General features: G+C 53.3%; 12 protein-coding genes. 2 read left to right on the top strand and 10 right to left on the bottom strand.

Annotation, left to right across the window (positions count from 1 at the left end; genetic code table 11):
* Positions 1-132 precede the first annotated feature (132 nt).
* From ABIC79_RS18325 to ABIC79_RS18340, 4 genes are all read right to left on the bottom strand, one after another.
* On the bottom strand, positions 133-870 hold the full coding sequence (locus tag ABIC79_RS18325) for a phosphoadenylyl-sulfate reductase (RefSeq protein WP_013574005.1): 738 nt from the start codon (positions 868-870) through the stop codon (positions 133-135).
* A gap of 24 nt (positions 871-894) precedes the next feature.
* The gene (gene cysI / locus ABIC79_RS18330; RefSeq protein ID WP_354568234.1) at positions 895-2,631 is read right to left on the bottom strand and encodes an assimilatory sulfite reductase (NADPH) hemoprotein subunit; all 1,737 of its coding nucleotides are present in this window, start codon (positions 2,629-2,631) and stop codon (positions 895-897) included.
* 27 nt (positions 2,632-2,658) lie between these two features.
* Positions 2,659-4,461 carry an NADPH-dependent assimilatory sulfite reductase flavoprotein subunit gene (gene cysJ / locus ABIC79_RS18335; RefSeq protein WP_119261245.1) on the bottom strand — a complete coding sequence of 601 codons (1,803 nt, stop codon included), beginning with the start codon at positions 4,459-4,461 and terminating at the stop codon, positions 2,659-2,661.
* A gap of 345 nt (positions 4,462-4,806) precedes the next feature.
* Positions 4,807-5,811 (bottom strand): alpha/beta hydrolase-fold protein, encoded by a 1,005-nt coding sequence (locus ABIC79_RS18340; RefSeq protein WP_119261244.1) that lies wholly within the window; start codon positions 5,809-5,811, stop codon positions 4,807-4,809.
* A gap of 169 nt (positions 5,812-5,980) precedes the next feature.
* Between ABIC79_RS18340 and queD the strand changes: the two genes are divergently transcribed.
* Positions 5,981-6,340, top strand: coding sequence for a 6-carboxytetrahydropterin synthase QueD (queD, locus tag ABIC79_RS18345; RefSeq protein WP_013574001.1), 360 nt, complete (start codon positions 5,981-5,983; stop codon positions 6,338-6,340).
* Between the two features lie 13 nt (positions 6,341-6,353).
* On the opposite strand, the gene queE is transcribed toward queD, so the two are convergent.
* The 3 genes from queE to ABIC79_RS18360 all read right to left on the bottom strand — a co-directional run bounded on the left by queE (position 6,354) and on the right by ABIC79_RS18360 (position 9,375).
* The gene (gene queE / locus ABIC79_RS18350; RefSeq protein ID WP_013574000.1) at positions 6,354-7,025 is read right to left on the bottom strand and encodes a 7-carboxy-7-deazaguanine synthase QueE; all 672 of its coding nucleotides are present in this window, start codon (positions 7,023-7,025) and stop codon (positions 6,354-6,356) included.
* Positions 7,026-7,126: 101 nt separating this feature from the next.
* Entirely contained in the window at positions 7,127-7,813 is a 687-nt protein-coding gene (locus tag ABIC79_RS18355) for an N-acetylmannosamine-6-phosphate 2-epimerase (protein WP_173362081.1), read from the bottom strand.
* Positions 7,814-7,821: 8 nt separating this feature from the next.
* On the bottom strand, positions 7,822-9,375 hold the full coding sequence (locus tag ABIC79_RS18360; RefSeq protein WP_112152119.1) for a PTS transporter subunit EIIC: 1,554 nt from the start codon (positions 9,373-9,375) through the stop codon (positions 7,822-7,824).
* A gap of 204 nt (positions 9,376-9,579) precedes the next feature.
* Between ABIC79_RS18360 and ABIC79_RS18365 the strand changes: the two genes are divergently transcribed.
* Positions 9,580-10,380: a MurR/RpiR family transcriptional regulator gene (locus tag ABIC79_RS18365; protein WP_183065404.1), complete on the top strand. Its 801-nt coding sequence runs from the start codon at positions 9,580-9,582 to the stop codon at positions 10,378-10,380.
* An 86-nt stretch (positions 10,381-10,466) separates the two neighbouring features.
* Here ABIC79_RS18365 and eno read toward each other — a convergent pair whose 3' ends face one another.
* From eno to mazG, 3 genes are all read right to left on the bottom strand, one after another.
* Complete coding sequence (eno, locus tag ABIC79_RS18370; RefSeq protein WP_013573995.1) at positions 10,467-11,771, bottom strand: phosphopyruvate hydratase; 1,305 nt, start codon at positions 11,769-11,771, stop codon at positions 10,467-10,469.
* A gap of 75 nt (positions 11,772-11,846) precedes the next feature.
* The gene (pyrG, locus tag ABIC79_RS18375) at positions 11,847-13,484 is read right to left on the bottom strand and encodes a glutamine hydrolyzing CTP synthase (protein ID WP_013573994.1); all 1,638 of its coding nucleotides are present in this window, start codon (positions 13,482-13,484) and stop codon (positions 11,847-11,849) included.
* A 348-nt stretch (positions 13,485-13,832) separates the two neighbouring features.
* The gene (mazG, locus tag ABIC79_RS18380) at positions 13,833-14,636 is read right to left on the bottom strand and encodes a nucleoside triphosphate pyrophosphohydrolase (protein WP_013573993.1); all 804 of its coding nucleotides are present in this window, start codon (positions 14,634-14,636) and stop codon (positions 13,833-13,835) included.
* Positions 14,637-14,691 lie beyond the last annotated feature (55 nt).

Consider the following 14,691-nt stretch of genomic DNA (forward strand, 5'->3'; position numbering starts at 1 on the left):
TACAGGAATCCCCTAAATAATTCGGATTGCAGGAAGGCGGCAAGTGAACGCATCCCCGGGAGCATAGATTACTATGTGACCGGGGTAAGAGCGCGCAGCCAACGCATCTGCAACCCGAAGTATGACGGGGATTTATTCATGGAGGCCGCATTCGCGTTTCAGTCCAAAAAATCGCGTGTCTTCTTCCTTCATCCCTTCTTCCCATTTTTTCGTGGTGTGTGTGTCACCGACGGAAAGATAGCCCTGATCCCACAGCGGGTGATAGCTCAGGCCGTTGTCTTGCAGATAACGGAAGATCTGACGGTTATCCCAGTCGATAATCGGCAGGATTTTAAACACACCACGTTGCACCGCCAGCACCGGCAGATGCGCACGGCTGCCGGATTGCTCACGACGCAGACCGGCAAACCAGGTCTGCACGCCGAGCGTCTGAATCGCCCGATTCATCGGCTCGACTTTATTGATGTGATTATATTTCTCGATGCCCTCGACGCCCTGCTCCCACAGTTTGCCGTAACGCGCTTCCTGCCAGGCTGCCGAATGTTCAGCACGGAATACCTGTAAATTCAGGTTCAGCTGTTCGGTTAACGTATCGATGAACTGATAGGTTTCCGGGAACAGATAGCCGGTATCGGTCAGGATCACCGGAATGTCCGGTTTCTGCTGTGTGACTAAGTGCAGACAGACCGCCGCCTGAATGCCGAAGCTGGAAGACAGCGCGAATTCACCAGGCATATTTTCCAGCGCCCATTGCACACGCTCCTGCGCGGACAATTTTTCGAGGCTGACGTTAATTTCCGCCAGCGCCATGGATTGTCCGGACTTCGGCAGTTCATTCAGTTCAGCCAGAGTAAGGTTCAGCAAACTCATATCGCCTCCTGTCGGTTATCGCTCTTAATCATAAAAGTCACGTGCCGGATCCAGCACGGGCTTAATGATCCCTGCGCGGATCACAAAGTCGCCAAAGCCTTCACCGGTTTCGCGCTCTTTCGACCAGCGTCCGACCAGTTCGTCAATGATACTCAGGATCTCAGCATCAGAAATGTTTTCACGGTACATGCGCGGAATACGTGTTCCGGCGCGGTTACCGCCAAGGTGCAGGTTGTAGCGGTTCATCGCTTTCCCCACCAGACCAATTTCGGCCAGCAGCGCACGACCGCAGCCGTTCGGACAACCGGTCACACGCAGCACGATGTGTTCATCGCCTACGCCGTGGCCGTGCATGATGCCTTCTACTTTGGTCACAAACTCAGGCAGGAAACGTTCCGCTTCCGCCATCGCCAGCGGGCAGGTCGGATACGACACGCAGGCCATCGAGTTTTTACGTTGCTCGGTGACGCCGTCGTCAATCAGGCCATGATTACGCGCCAGGGTTTCGATCGCGTCTTTGTCTTTTTCCGCGACACCGGCCACGATCAGGTTCTGGTTAGCAGTAAGCCTGAAATCACCTTTATGGATCTTAGCAATTTCTGCCAGTCCGGTTTTCAGCGGTTTGCCCGGATAATCAAGAATACGGCCATTTTCGATAAACAGTGTCAGATGCCATTGTTTGTCGATGCCCTTTACCCAGCCGATGCGATCGCCGCGACCGGTGAATTCGTAAGGACGAATATCACCAAACTGAATGCCTGCACGTTTTTCAACTTCGGCTTTGAATACCGGCACGCCGACGCGTTCCAGCGTGTATTTGGTTTTGGCGTTTTTACGGTTGGTACGGTTACCCCAGTCGCGCTGCGTAGTCACCACGGCTTCGGCGACGGCCAGCGTGTTCTCCAGCGGAATAAAGCCCAGCTCGCTGGCAGTTCGTGCGAAAGTGGCTTTATCACCGTGGGCGATAGAAAGCCCGCCGCCGACCAGCACGTTGAAGCCGACCAGTTTGCCGTTATCGGCAATCGCCACAAAGTTCAGGTCGTTGGCGTGAAGATCCACGTCATTTTGCGGTGGGATCACCACGGTGGTTTTGAACTTACGTGGCAGATAGGTCGCCCCCAGAATCGGCTCTTCATCGGTGGTTTCGACTTTTTCCTGATCCAGCCACACTTCGGCGTAAGCGCGGGTGCGCGGCAGCAGGTGCTCGGAGATTTTCTTCGCCCACTGATACGCTTCCTGATGCAGTTCAGATTCCACCGGATTCGAGGTACACAACACGTTACGGTTAACGTCGTTGGCGGTCGCCAGTGCATCCAGACCAAGTTTGTTCAGCAACTGATGCACCGGTTTGACGTTCGGTTTCAGGATGCCGTGGAACTGGAAGGTCTGACGGTTGGTAATACGGATGCTGCCATACAGCGTGCTGTCTTCAGCAAATTTGTCGATGCCCAGCCACTGGGCAGGGGTCATCACCCCGCCCGGCAAGCGGCAACGCAACATCATGGCGTGACGCGGCTCCAGCTTTTGTTCCGCACGTTCAGCACGGATATCACGGTCGTCCTGCTGATACATGCCGTGGAAGCGGATCAACAGGAAGTTGTCACCGTTGAAGCCGCCGGTCAGGCCGTCTTTTAAATCTTCTGTGATGGTGCCGCGCAGGAAATTGCTTTCCTTCTTCAGGCGTTCGGCGTCAGCCAGCGGGGCATCGACGATCAGCGGGCCCGGACCGGGATTGAGTTCACTCCACAACTTATTGCTCATAAGGTTTTCGCTCATTGCTCTGATTCGTTAGTAGACGTCGCGCTGATAACGGCGATCAAGGCGTAATTCACTGAGATATTCGTCGGCAGTTTCCAGATCCATCACGCCGTATTCGGCGATGATTTCCAGTAACGCCTGTTCTACATCTTTCGCCATACGGTTAGCATCGCCGCAGACATACACGTGTGCGCCTTCCTGCAACCATTGCCAGACTTCAGCGCCCTGCTCGCGCAGTTTGTCCTGTACATACACTTTTTCAGCCTGATCCCGTGACCATGCCAGAGAGATATTGGTCAGCAAGCCGTCTTTCACGTAACGCTGCCACTCGACCTGATACAGGAAATCATCGGTAAAGTGCGGGTTGCCGAAGAACAGCCAGTTTTTGCCGGTGGCGCCGTCGTTATCACGCTGCTGAATGAAGGCGCGGAATGGCGCAATGCCGGTACCGGGCCCTATCATAATGACCGGCGTCTCCGGATTCGCTGGCAGACGGAAGTTGTCGTTATGCTCGATGAAGACTTTCACTTCACCGTCTTCTTCCAGACGATCGGCCAGGAAGCCGGACGCGCCACCAGAGCGCGGACGACCATCGATGTCATAACGCACCACGCCAACAGTAATATGGACTTCTGTTTCAGTTTCAGCCTGCGAGGAGGCAATCGAATACAGGCGCGGCGTCAGCGGACGCAGTAAATCCACCAGTTGCTGGGCATCCAGCTCAGTCGGTGCGCGGCGTACCATGTCAGCAAACGGCACGGTCTGGGCGTATTGCTGCAGCGCAGGCTTGTCAGCCAGCAGACCGGTCAGGTGTTCATCGCGGCACAGCGCGGCATATTTTTCGATAATCGGCGTGGTGTTTTGGGTCAGTTCGATGTGATGTTGCAGCGCTTCTGAAAGCGACAGTTTTTTGTCGTTCACCTCGACAATTTCATCGCCTTTCAGCCACAGCAGTTCAACGATTTCCTGCACCAGTTGCGGATCGTTTTCAAACCAGATCCCCAGCGCATCGCCCGGCTGGTAACGCAGGCCGGAATCACCGAGTTCGATTTCCAGATGACGCACGTCTTTATCAGAATCGCGGCCGGTAATTTTCTGGTTAACGGAAAGTGTCGCGGTCAGCGGCGCTTCTTTGGTGTAAGGGCTGCTGTCGACCTGATTCACACTGCCTGCCAGCGTCGGAGCCGCCTGCGCCCCGGTGTCAGCCGGTACGCGCTGTTTCAGCACATCGACAATACGCTTACGCCAGTTTTCGGCGGCTTCTTTATATTCCACATCAGCATCAACGCGGTCTAACAGGCGTTCTGCCCCCAGCTCGCCCAGACGGGTATCGAAATCTTTACCTGCCTGACAGAAGAATTCGTAAGAGGTATCACCCAGCGCAAACACCGCAAAAGCCGTGTCTTTCATTTGCGGGGCTTTTTTGGATTGCAGGAATTTGTGCAACGCGACGGCTTCTTCAGCCTGTTCGCCTTCGCCTTGCGTGGAGGCCACGATCAGCAACAGCTTTTCCTGACCAATTTGTTTGAATTTATAGTCACCGGCATTCACCAGATTGACGTTAATTTTCGCGGCGATCAGGTCATCACGCAGTTGCTCGGCAACACGGCGGGCGTTACCCGTTTGCGAGGCGGAAATCAGAGTGACTGACGCGGCATTCTGTACCGGAGCAGAAGCTGCCACCGCACCCGGTTGCTGATTAACCATGCCCCAGAAATACCCTGACAGCCAGGCCATCTGAGTCGGTGAGTAATCACCAATCGCCGATTGAAGGCGGGCCATTTGCTCGGGGGTCAGCGGGAGCAGTGAAGTTGGAGGAGCCTGAGTCGTCATCGCGGTACGAATTCCCTTATGCAAAAGCAAGTCATCAATCCGGCCTCCGGCGCTTTTTACAGTATATGTTCGCGCGGGAAAAACCTTTCAGAGGATGTAGGTTAACGAGCAGGATAATAACAATTAAAGAAGTGATGGAAATAATAAATAACCAAAATGACTAAGAGGATTTAGAGGTAAGGTCTATCTGAAAAAGTGGTAAGGCATGATTTTTATCCTACTGAAATCGCTAAAAAATTTACCTCACTGCGAGCAGGCTCTTTGCAAAGTGCCGGATACATAAAGAAAAACCCCGCCGGAGCGGGGTGATGAATATTTTTCAGTACTCAGCTAAGCGTGACGATTTTAAAGATGAAAAGCGTTGTGCTGTTCAAACCAGGCGAACTGTCCGGCGGCAAATACTGACATTTTACTGCCACTGTGGCCGACATCTGACAGGTCCATAAAGTGCCAGTTAAACGGTGTGTTGTTCTGTTCAGCGCGTTGCTGGGAGGTGGTGAAATAACTCTCGGCGCGCTCCAGACGGTTTGTCCCCTGCGCCATCGCCTGCTTGGATTTGCGCAGCAGGCGGTTTTCCGGATCGTCGTCTTCAGCCCCCACGGCAATCAGCACCGGTTTGGCAAAGTAATCATTCAGTTGCTGCTGGCTGACCGCCACCGGCGCTTCGCGTAAACCGTAAGGCCAGCGCTGATCGGTATCCGGTAATGTCCACCAGCCTGCCGCCGCACAGACCGCGGCTTTCACATTCGGCTCAGGCAACAGCGTCAGCATGCGGTGTACAAACTGGCAACCCGCGCTGTTTCCAAATAAATAGTATTGTTTCTGGCTGGTGACGCCCTGCTTTTGCAGCGTCGTAAACAAGTTATCGACCATGCTGAACGCCCACTGCGATTTCGGCAAACGGTGATGGGTTTTGCTGTCGGTCAGATTACCGAGGTTATAGCCAGCGGCGCCGGGGAAATCCTGCTCACTGAAATGCGGCACGACCACGCGCAGATGATACTGATCAGCAACGGTCATCCAGTCATTGCGGTAAGTCGCGGCGTTACGGTCCACGCCGGTCATCACCATAACCACCGGCGTAGTCTCATCTGCACCGGCCGGTTGGTAGGTGAAAACTTCCAGCGGCTTTTTACCCGGTGCCAGTGCAATATGCATCACACCGGATCCCGGTGGGAAAACCAGAGGTGCTTTACTGACCGGAGTTTTGGCAACCGGAGAGGCTTTAACCGCGGGTTGAACCGGTTTAGCCGCAGCGGGGACGGACTGCTGAGGGGTGGCAGTGGTCTCTGCCTGAACACCAGCCGAGAACAACAACGCCAGAACAGCGCAACGAAGCACAGTAATCATTCACTATCTCAACAAGTTAGTTTCTACCGGCTCACTGTATGCCAGCAATGCGGGCGGAGTAAAGAGAGTAAAAGTCAGGATTTGGTGAAGAAAAGCGCAGTTAAGTCATGGCACGTAAGCCGGTATTCCGGTACTATGCCGCGTTTTTTCGAGCAACGAGACATGCCTCATGACCACCACATTATTTAAAGATTTTCAGTTTGAAGCCGCCCACCATTTACCGCATGTGCCCGCAGGGCATAAGTGCGGACGGTTGCACGGCCACTCTTTCACCGTCCGTTTAGAAATCACCGGTGAAGTGGATCCGCATACCGGCTGGGTGATGGATTTCGCCGAACTGAAAGCTGCGTTTAATCCGACTCTGGATCGTCTCGATCACTATAATCTGAACGACATTCCGGGCTTAGAAAACCCGACCAGCGAAGTGCTGGCCGCGTGGATCTGGAACGAGATGAAACCTAAGCTGCCACTGCTCAGCGCCGTGCGCGTGAAAGAAACCTGCACCGCAGGTTGCGTATATAAAGGTTAACTCAGCATATCTCTTATGCAATGTTGAGATACTTATGTGTCTGCATTGAAAGCCGCCAGTTTCTTGCAATGCAGGTCGCAATGCACAGTCTGGTGGCTTCTTCTTTTTGACTGATTGGCTGCAGGGCAATAATCCGCGCTTTGCTGTCAGTCAGGGTTTCCAGCAGGGCATCCAGAGCGTCGATATCACGCTGACGCGCCACCGGATGTTTCACTTCATCGGCCCGTTTCAGTGCCTGCGGCAGAATGTCGTAACCGCCACGCATATTCACTTTCGGGGAAACCGTCACCCAGGTATTCACCGAGCAACGGACTTCGTGCGTGCCGCTGGTTTCAATCTGGCAACTGAAGCCGCTCTTTTCCAGCAATGACGTCAGTTCAGTCAGATCGTAAATGCATGGCTCGCCGCCGGTGATCACCACGTGACGCGCGGTGTAACCTTGCTGCGCGATAACCTCGAGCAGTTGTTCTGAGGTGGCGTTACCCCAGGCATCACTCTCTTCAGTTTTGACCAGAATGCGCTGCATATCGACTTCCCGATCGGCAATTTTATCCCAGGTGTGTTTGGTATCGCACCAGCTGCAACCCACAGGACAGCCTTGCAGGCGAACGAAAATCGCCGGCACGCCGGTAAAATAGCCTTCCCCTTGCAGGGTTTCGAACATCTCATTAATCGGGTACTGCATCGGTTTCTCAGTCATCTCTAAAAAAATCAGCGCGCATTATCGCAGATCGCAGGCGCTGCGCCAAATACAGGGCGCAGCAGGAGTGTGTGCAAAAATGTTTATCAGCGCAAAGAGCGGATGGCGTCAGTAAAGCGTTGCGTGATCTGCTGCGGTCGGGTAATTGCACCACCGACCACAACGGAATGCGCCCCCAGCGCTAAACATCGCGCCGCCATTTCTGGGGTATCCACGTTTCCCTCGGCAATGACCGGCGTCGTGCACTGCGCCAGCACCTGACGCAGGAAAGCGAAGTCGTCATGCCAGAGTTTGCTGCCCTGCGTCTCCTGAGTATAGCCGTGCAATGTTGTCCCGATACAATCAAAACCTAAAGCCTGCGCGTTTTGCGCTTCTTCTAAGGTCGCGATATCCGCCATCAGCAACAGGGACGGAAACTCTTTACGAATGTGTTGCACCAGCGCCGCAAGTTGCAGTTCACCCGGACGCTGATGGAACGTGGCATCCATCGCGATCATGTCCGGCGCAACGGTCATCAGCTCACGGACTTCTTTCAGGGTTGCCGTAATATAGACATCGCTTGCGGGGTAATCACGTTTGATGATGCCGATAACCGGCAGCGGCACGGTAGCGCGAATGGCTTTCACATCTGCGACGCTGTTGGCGCGGATCCCCGCGGCACCGCCCTGCATAGCGGCCAGTGCCATACGGCTCATAATAAAATCGCTGTGCAGCGGTTCGTCATCCAGCGCCTGACAGGACACGATCAACTGTCCCCTGACGGTCGTTAACATTGACTGATTCATACTCCCAACATCTCCTCAATTTCATTTTTAATAATCGTGACATGCGGTCCGTAGATCACCTGAATACCGTTTCCGCGGATCAGCACGGCGCGTGCCCCGCTCGACTTCAGCTTGTTTTCATCCACTTCGCTAGCCTGATGAACGCTGATGCGCAAACGCGTTGCGCAGCAATCCAGCTCGGCGATATTGGCCGCGCCGCCCAGTGCTTCGATAATCAGTCCGGCGCGATCGGTCACGACGTTATCCTGCTGAATTTCAGCCTCATCACGCCCCGGCGTTTTCAGGTTGAAGCGCCTGATCAGGTAGCGGAAAGAGAAGTAATAAAGGGCAAACCACGGCACGCCGACCAGCGGGACGTACATCCAGTGCGTTTTGCTTTCGCCCTGTAAAACCCCGAACAGAATGAAATCGATAAAACCGCCGGAGAAAGTCTGTCCGATGGTGATCTGCAAAATGTGGGCAATCATAAACGCCAGACCGTCGAATACCGCATGCAGGACATACAGCATCGGCGCGACAAACAGGAACGAGAACTCAATAGGTTCGGTGATCCCGGTCAGGAAGGAGGTCAGTGCCGCCGAAAGCAGCAACCCGGCGACGCGTTTTTTATTCTCAGGCCGCGCCGTGTGGTACATCGCCAGACACGCACCCACCAGACCAAACATCATGGTAATGAAGCGCCCGGACATAAACCGTGAAGTGCCGATATAAAACTGCTGCGTATTGGGGTCTGCCAGCTGGGCGAAGAAGATCCGCTGCGTGCCTTCCACCAGATGCCCGTTAATTACTTCGCTGCCGCCGAGTGCGGTGGTCCAGAAAGGCAGATAGAAAATATGATGCAGACCGAACGGGCCGAGCATGCGCAGCACAAAACCGTAAATGAAGGTGCCAAGGTATCCCGTCGCATCCACCAGCCCGCCCATGCCAAAAATCACTTTCTGGAAATGTGGCCAGATGAAGAACATCAACGCCCCGACCACGATGGCCGCAACGGAGGAGATGATCGGCACAAAGCGGGAACCGCCAAAAAACCCGAGAAACTGCGGTAATTCGATTTTGTTGTAGCGCTGATGGAGCCACCACGTCACAAGACCGATCACCACGCCGCCAAACACGCCGGTTTCCAGCGTCTGAATGCCGAGCGCCATTCCCTGCCCGGCGGCACTGAGATTGGTGGTCACCAGTTGCCCTTTGAGGATCAGGATGGCGTTGATGGTGGCGTTCATCACCAGGTATCCGAGCAGCGCGGACAAACCTGCGGTTCCTTTATCACTGCGTGCCAGCCCGACGGCGACCCCGACGGCAAACAACACCGCCAGATTGGCAAAGACGATCGATCCGGCACTGGCCATGACGGTGAAAATCGCCTGCAAGGCCGGAATATTCAGAAACGGATATGCCGCTAAGGTATTGGGATTGGAAAGCGCCCCGCCAATACCCAGCAGCAATCCGGCTGCGGGCAAAATAGCGATAGGCAACATGAAAGACTTGCCAAACTTTTGGGCTCTTTCGAACCACGCCCCGCCCCCTGAACCATTGAATATTGACATGAGATAACTCCGCGTTGTGTTGTTGTGATAATTATTTTCACCACACTATATAATTAAAATAATAATTACCATCAAATGTGCAACGTTATCCATATGGAATTCTTCTGGCGTTAACTGCGTCACATCAGCCAAACTAGTCAGGTCAATTATTCTGAGGAGAGCCGAGTGAGTCAGACCAAGGAAACAGGCACGCTGTTACTGCGAATGCGTCAGGGACTGGAGAATTACAGTCCGACGCTGCACAAGCTGGGCAGTTTTGTGCTGGAACAACCGCAGCGCGTGCTTTACCTGACCATCACTGAACTGGCGCGTGAGAGTGATACCAGTGAAGCCAGCGTCACGCGGCTTTGCCGCCAGCTCGGTTGCAAAGGGTTTACCGAATTTAAGATGGGTCTCGCGCTTGAGACGCGACAAAATCCGACATTGCCGTCCGCTGAAGGGAATGACGACGTTCAGACGCTGATCGAAGACAGCATCACTGCCCTGCGTGATACCGGAAAACTGCTCGATCGGCAGGTGCTGGCGGACGCCGCGTTTCGCATTCATAACGCGCGTTCCGTTCAGGTGTATGGTGTTGCAGCCAGCGCTATCGTGGCGGATTATCTGGGTTACAAGCTGCTGCGTCTGGGCAAAGCGTCGCAATGTTTCGCTGATATGCACCGCGCGGCGATGAATGCCGTGAGCCTGGATAGTCAGGATATTGTGGTCGTGATTTCCAGCTCAGGTTCCACTAAAGATGTGTTGCACGCCGCCGCGCTGGCGAAGCGTCAGGGCACCACAGTCATCGGTATCAGCAATACGTTGCGCAGCCCGCTTTCCTCACTGGCCGATATTTTACTGGTGGCCGCCAAACCCGAAGGTCCGCTGACGGCGGGTTTACTGACGTCCAAAGTCGGCGGGATGCTGCTGGTGGAATTACTGATCAATCAGCTGTTAACGCACTCTCCGGATTATCTGCAAGCCAGCGAACACAGCGCGAGTGCCACGCTTTCTTTATTGCTGTAAGACGGAGATCTTAACGATCTCCCTGAATTGCAGACATAAAAAAACCCGCCGGAGCGGGTTTTTATGAAAGCGTTACGGGGCAGTAATTACTGACCTTTAACTTCTTTCAGACCGTTGAACGGAGCAGGAGTACCCGCAGCCGCCAGCGCTTCTTCGATACGGATCAGCTGGTTGTATTTAGCAACACGGTCAGAACGGCTCATAGAACCGGTTTTGATCTGGCCAGCAGCGGTACCCACAGCCAGGTCAGCGATGGTCGCATCTTCAGTTTCGCCTGAACGGTGAGAGATAACGGCAGTATAGCCAGCGTCTTTCGCCATTTTGATCGCAGCCAGAGTTTCGGTCAGAGAACCGATCTGGTTGAATTTGATCAGGATGGAGTTAACGATGCCTTTGTCGATACCTTCTTTCAGGATCTTGGTGTTGGTGACGAACAGATCGTCACCGACCAGCTGGATTTTGTCGCCCAGAACTTTAGTCTGGTAAGCAAAGCCAGTCCAGTCAGACTCGTCCAGACCGTCTTCGATAGAAACGATTGGGTACTGTTTAGTCAGGTCTTCCAGGAAGTGAGTGAACTCTTCAGAAGTGAACGCTTTGTTGCCTTCGCCAGCCAGAACGTATTTGCCATCTTTGTAGAACTCAGATGCCGCACAGTCCATCGCCAGAGTGATGTCTTTACCCAGTTCGTAGCCTGCTGCTTTAACCGCTTCAGCGATGACAGCCAGCGCTTCTGCGTTAGAACCCAGGTTTGGCGCGTAGCCACCTTCGTCACCAACAGCAGTACCCATGCCTTTAGATTTCAGCACTTTAGCCAGAGTGTGGAACACTTCTGAACCCATACGGATAGCTTCTTTCAGCGTTTTAGCGCCAACAGGCTGGATCATGAACTCTTGAATATCAACGTTGTTATCAGCGTGTTCGCCGCCGTTGATGATGTTCATCATAGGCAGTGGCATAGAGTATTTGCCTGGGGTGCCGTTCAGTTCTGCGATGTGTGCGTACAGTGGCAGACCTTTAGAAGCCGCAGCCGCTTTAGCAGCAGCCAGGGAAACAGCCAGAATCGCGTTAGCACCGAACTTAGATTTGTTCTCAGTACCGTCCAGATCGATCATGATCTTGTCGATGTTAGCCTGATCTTTCGCGTCTTTACCGGTTACAGCCTGAGCGATAGGACCGTTAACCGCAGCAACGGCTTTCAGTACGCCTTTGCCCAGGAAACGGGATTTGTCACCGTCACGCAGTTCCAGCGCTTCGCGGGAACCGGTAGAAGCACCTGATGGCGCAGCAGCCAGACCAACAAAACCACCTTCCAGATGAACTTCAGCTTCTACGGTCGGGTTACCACGGGAGTCGATGATTTCACGGCCGATAACTTTAACGATTTTAGACATTAAGATTTCCTCAGTACAAGTTAACTAAAGCTTCAGACAAGAGATGCGCCAATGGCGCATCTCTTCCCCGGTATTTTATTTTACCTGACGCTTCTGATACTCACCGGCAGCCTTCACGAAGCCTGCAAACAACGGATGACCATCACGCGGCGTTGACGTAAATTCTGGATGGAACTGACAAGCGACAAACCACGGATGGTTAGGCAGCTCGATGATTTCCACCAGTTGCTTATCGCCAGAGCGACCGGCTACGCGTAAACCTGCGGCTTCGATTTGTTTGAGCAGCATATTGTTCACTTCGTAACGGTGACGATGGCGTTCAACTATTGTCGGCTCGCCGTACATCTCACGAACCAGGCTACCGTCGTTCAGGTGACATTGCTGTCCGCCCACACGCATGGTGCCGCCTAAATCACTGTCTTCGGAACGTACTTCGACGTTACCTTCTTCATCGCGCCATTCGGTGATGAGTGCAACCACCGGGAACTTACAGTCTGGCACAAATTCGGTGGAGTTGGCGTTCTCCATACCCGCAACGTTACGGGCGAACTCAATCAGCGCAACCTGCATACCCAGACAAATGCCCAGATAAGGAATGTTATTTTCACGTGCATAACGCGCCGTTGCCACTTTCCCTTCCACACCACGGTAGCCGAAGCCACCCGGGATAAGGATCGCGTCCAGGCCTTTCAGCACCTCGACACCACGGGTTTCGACATCCTGAGAATCGATAAGTTTAATGTTCACGGTCAGACGATTTTTCAGGCCGCCGTGTTTGAGCGCTTCAATCACAGATTTATAAGCATCTGGCAGCTCAATGTACTTACCGACCATGCCGATAGTCACTTCACCGCCCGGATTGGCTTCTTCGTAAACAACCTGTTCCCATTCGGACAAGTTGGCTTCCGGTGCGTTGATGCTGAAACGTTTACAAATATAGTCGTCCAGACCCTGAGATTTCAATAGGGCCGGGATTTTATAAATAGAATCAACGTCTTTAAGGGAGATAACCGCTTTTTCCGGCACGTTACAGAACAACGCAATTTTCGCGCGTTCGTTGGCAGGCACTGCGCGGTCAGAACGGCAAATCAGCACGTCCGGCTGGATACCGATAGACAGCAGTTCTTTTACAGAGTGCTGGGTCGGTTTGGTTTTCACTTCACCGGCTGCCGCCATGTAAGGCACCAGTGTCAGGTGCATATACAGCGTGTGCTCACGGCCCACTTCAACCGCCATCTGACGAATCGCTTCCAGGAACGGCAGGGATTCGATATCACCGACAGTACCGCCAATTTCAACCAGCACGACATCGTGGCCTTCGCCGCCTTCAATGATGCGTTCTTTGATGTTGTTGGTGATGTGCGGGATAACCTGGATGGTTGCGCCGAGATAGTCGCCACGGCGCTCTTTGCGCAGCACGTCGGAATAAATACGGCCCGTGGTGAAGTTGTTGCGACGAGTCATCTTGGTGCGGATGAAGCGCTCGTAGTGACCCAGATCGAGATCGGTTTCAGCGCCATCTTCGGTAACGAAGACTTCGCCATGTTGAGTTGGGCTCATCGTACCCGGATCCACGTTGATATACGGGTCCAGTTTCATGATGGTCACGTTGAGGCCACGGGCTTCGAGAATAGCCGCCAGAGAGGCTGCGGCAATGCCTTTACCCAGAGAGGATACGACCCCGCCGGTCACAAAAATATAATTAGTTGTCATGCTGAACCTGAGAGGTTAGGTTTAAAGATGATGGAGTAACCAAGACGGGAAAACAGTATACCGGAACCTTGTGTGCGCCACAAATAAACGTTTTGCTGTCCATCATCGTTTTCCTTACCGTCAGTTCAGAAGGGTTAACCCTGCCAGCGCTGTTCTTTCATTCGTTCAAAAACAAACAGTTAGCTTGTAAAAAGTGCTGTGCTGTTCGCATGACCCACTAAAACATCTTAGATTTCAATTTGTTGGACTTTACTGCTCTCAGATCAGCCGGTTAAGCACTGAATGACATTGAGCTTAACCGTTTCAGCAGATTCAGATCTTGTTTCCGATCAAAGTCGGAGAGCTAACTCAGCCTTCCTGCTTTTTCACCTGCTGCCAGGCGTCTTCCATCTGCTCAAGTGTAGCATCTTCCATGTTTAAGCCTTTTCCACGGATAATTTCCTCGACCTGCCTGAAACGGCGCTCAAACTTGCGGTTGGCCGCCTGCAACGCATCTTCCGCTTTGTGGCCTAAATGGCGGGAAAGATTCACCGTCGCGAACAGCAGGTCGCCGATTTCCTCGCCGAGCTTTTCTTCATCGATCACTGCCTGACGCGCTTCAAACATCACTTCGTCGATCTCTTCGTAAACTTTGTCGAGCACCGGCCCGAGTGTGGTCCAGTCGAACCCGACATTCGAACAACGTTTCTGAATTTTGTGTGCTTTCATCAGCGCAGGCAACGCGGAAGGAATGTCATCGAGTGCCGAATGCAGGGATTTCTCCGCCCGCTCTTGTGCCTTACGCGCTTCCCATTTGACCAGCACATCCTGACTGCTGGCGTCTTTCGACCAGGCCGCTTCCTGCCCAAAGATTTGCGGATGGCGGCGCTCTAATTTGTCCGAAATAGCATTGCAGATATCGTCAAACTCAAACAGCCCTTGTTCGCTGCCCATCTGCGCGTAAAACACCACCTGAAACAGCAGATCACCCAGTTCGTCGCGCACATCGTCGTAATCTTTGCGGGCGATGGCATCCAGCACTTCGTAGGTTTCTTCCAGCGTGTACGGGGCAATCGTCTCGAAAGTTTGCTCTTTATCCCACGGGCAGCCCGCTTCTGGGTCGCGCAGGGTTTTCATAATGGTGAGCAGGCGTTGTAAAGAAGAGTCGGTCATAGGATCTGTCCGTTTTAAAAGAGATGAGTCAAAAACATAAAAGAAAAGGCCCGAC

This window comes from Rahnella sp. 2050, from assembly GCF_040544515.1.
In the GTDB taxonomy this organism is placed as follows: Bacteria; Pseudomonadota; Gammaproteobacteria; order Enterobacterales; family Enterobacteriaceae; genus Rahnella; species Rahnella aceris.

Coding starts and splice junctions, on each gene's coding strand:
- ABIC79_RS18325 (WP_013574005.1), bottom strand. CDS start 870: ATGAGTTTGCTGAACCTTACTCTGGCTGAACTGAATGAACTGCCGAAG.
- queE (WP_013574000.1), bottom strand. CDS start 7,025: ATGCAGTACCCGATTAATGAGATGTTCGAAACCCTGCAAGGGGAAGGC.
- cysI (WP_354568234.1), bottom strand. CDS start 2,631: ATGAGCAATAAGTTGTGGAGTGAACTCAATCCCGGTCCGGGCCCGCTG.
- pyrG (WP_013573994.1), bottom strand. CDS start 13,484: ATGACAACTAATTATATTTTTGTGACCGGCGGGGTCGTATCCTCTCTG.
- eno (WP_013573995.1), bottom strand. CDS start 11,771: ATGTCTAAAATCGTTAAAGTTATCGGCCGTGAAATCATCGACTCCCGT.
- queD (WP_013574001.1), top strand. CDS start 5,981: ATGACCACCACATTATTTAAAGATTTTCAGTTTGAAGCCGCCCACCAT.
- ABIC79_RS18360 (WP_112152119.1), bottom strand. CDS start 9,375: ATGTCAATATTCAATGGTTCAGGGGGCGGGGCGTGGTTCGAAAGAGCC.
- mazG (WP_013573993.1), bottom strand. CDS start 14,636: ATGACCGACTCTTCTTTACAACGCCTGCTCACCATTATGAAAACCCTG.
- cysJ (WP_119261245.1), bottom strand. CDS start 4,461: ATGACGACTCAGGCTCCTCCAACTTCACTGCTCCCGCTGACCCCCGAG.
- ABIC79_RS18365 (WP_183065404.1), top strand. CDS start 9,580: ATGCGTCAGGGACTGGAGAATTACAGTCCGACGCTGCACAAGCTGGGC.
- ABIC79_RS18340 (WP_119261244.1), bottom strand. CDS start 5,811: ATGATTACTGTGCTTCGTTGCGCTGTTCTGGCGTTGTTGTTCTCGGCT.
- ABIC79_RS18355 (WP_173362081.1), bottom strand. CDS start 7,813: ATGTTAACGACCGTCAGGGGACAGTTGATCGTGTCCTGTCAGGCGCTG.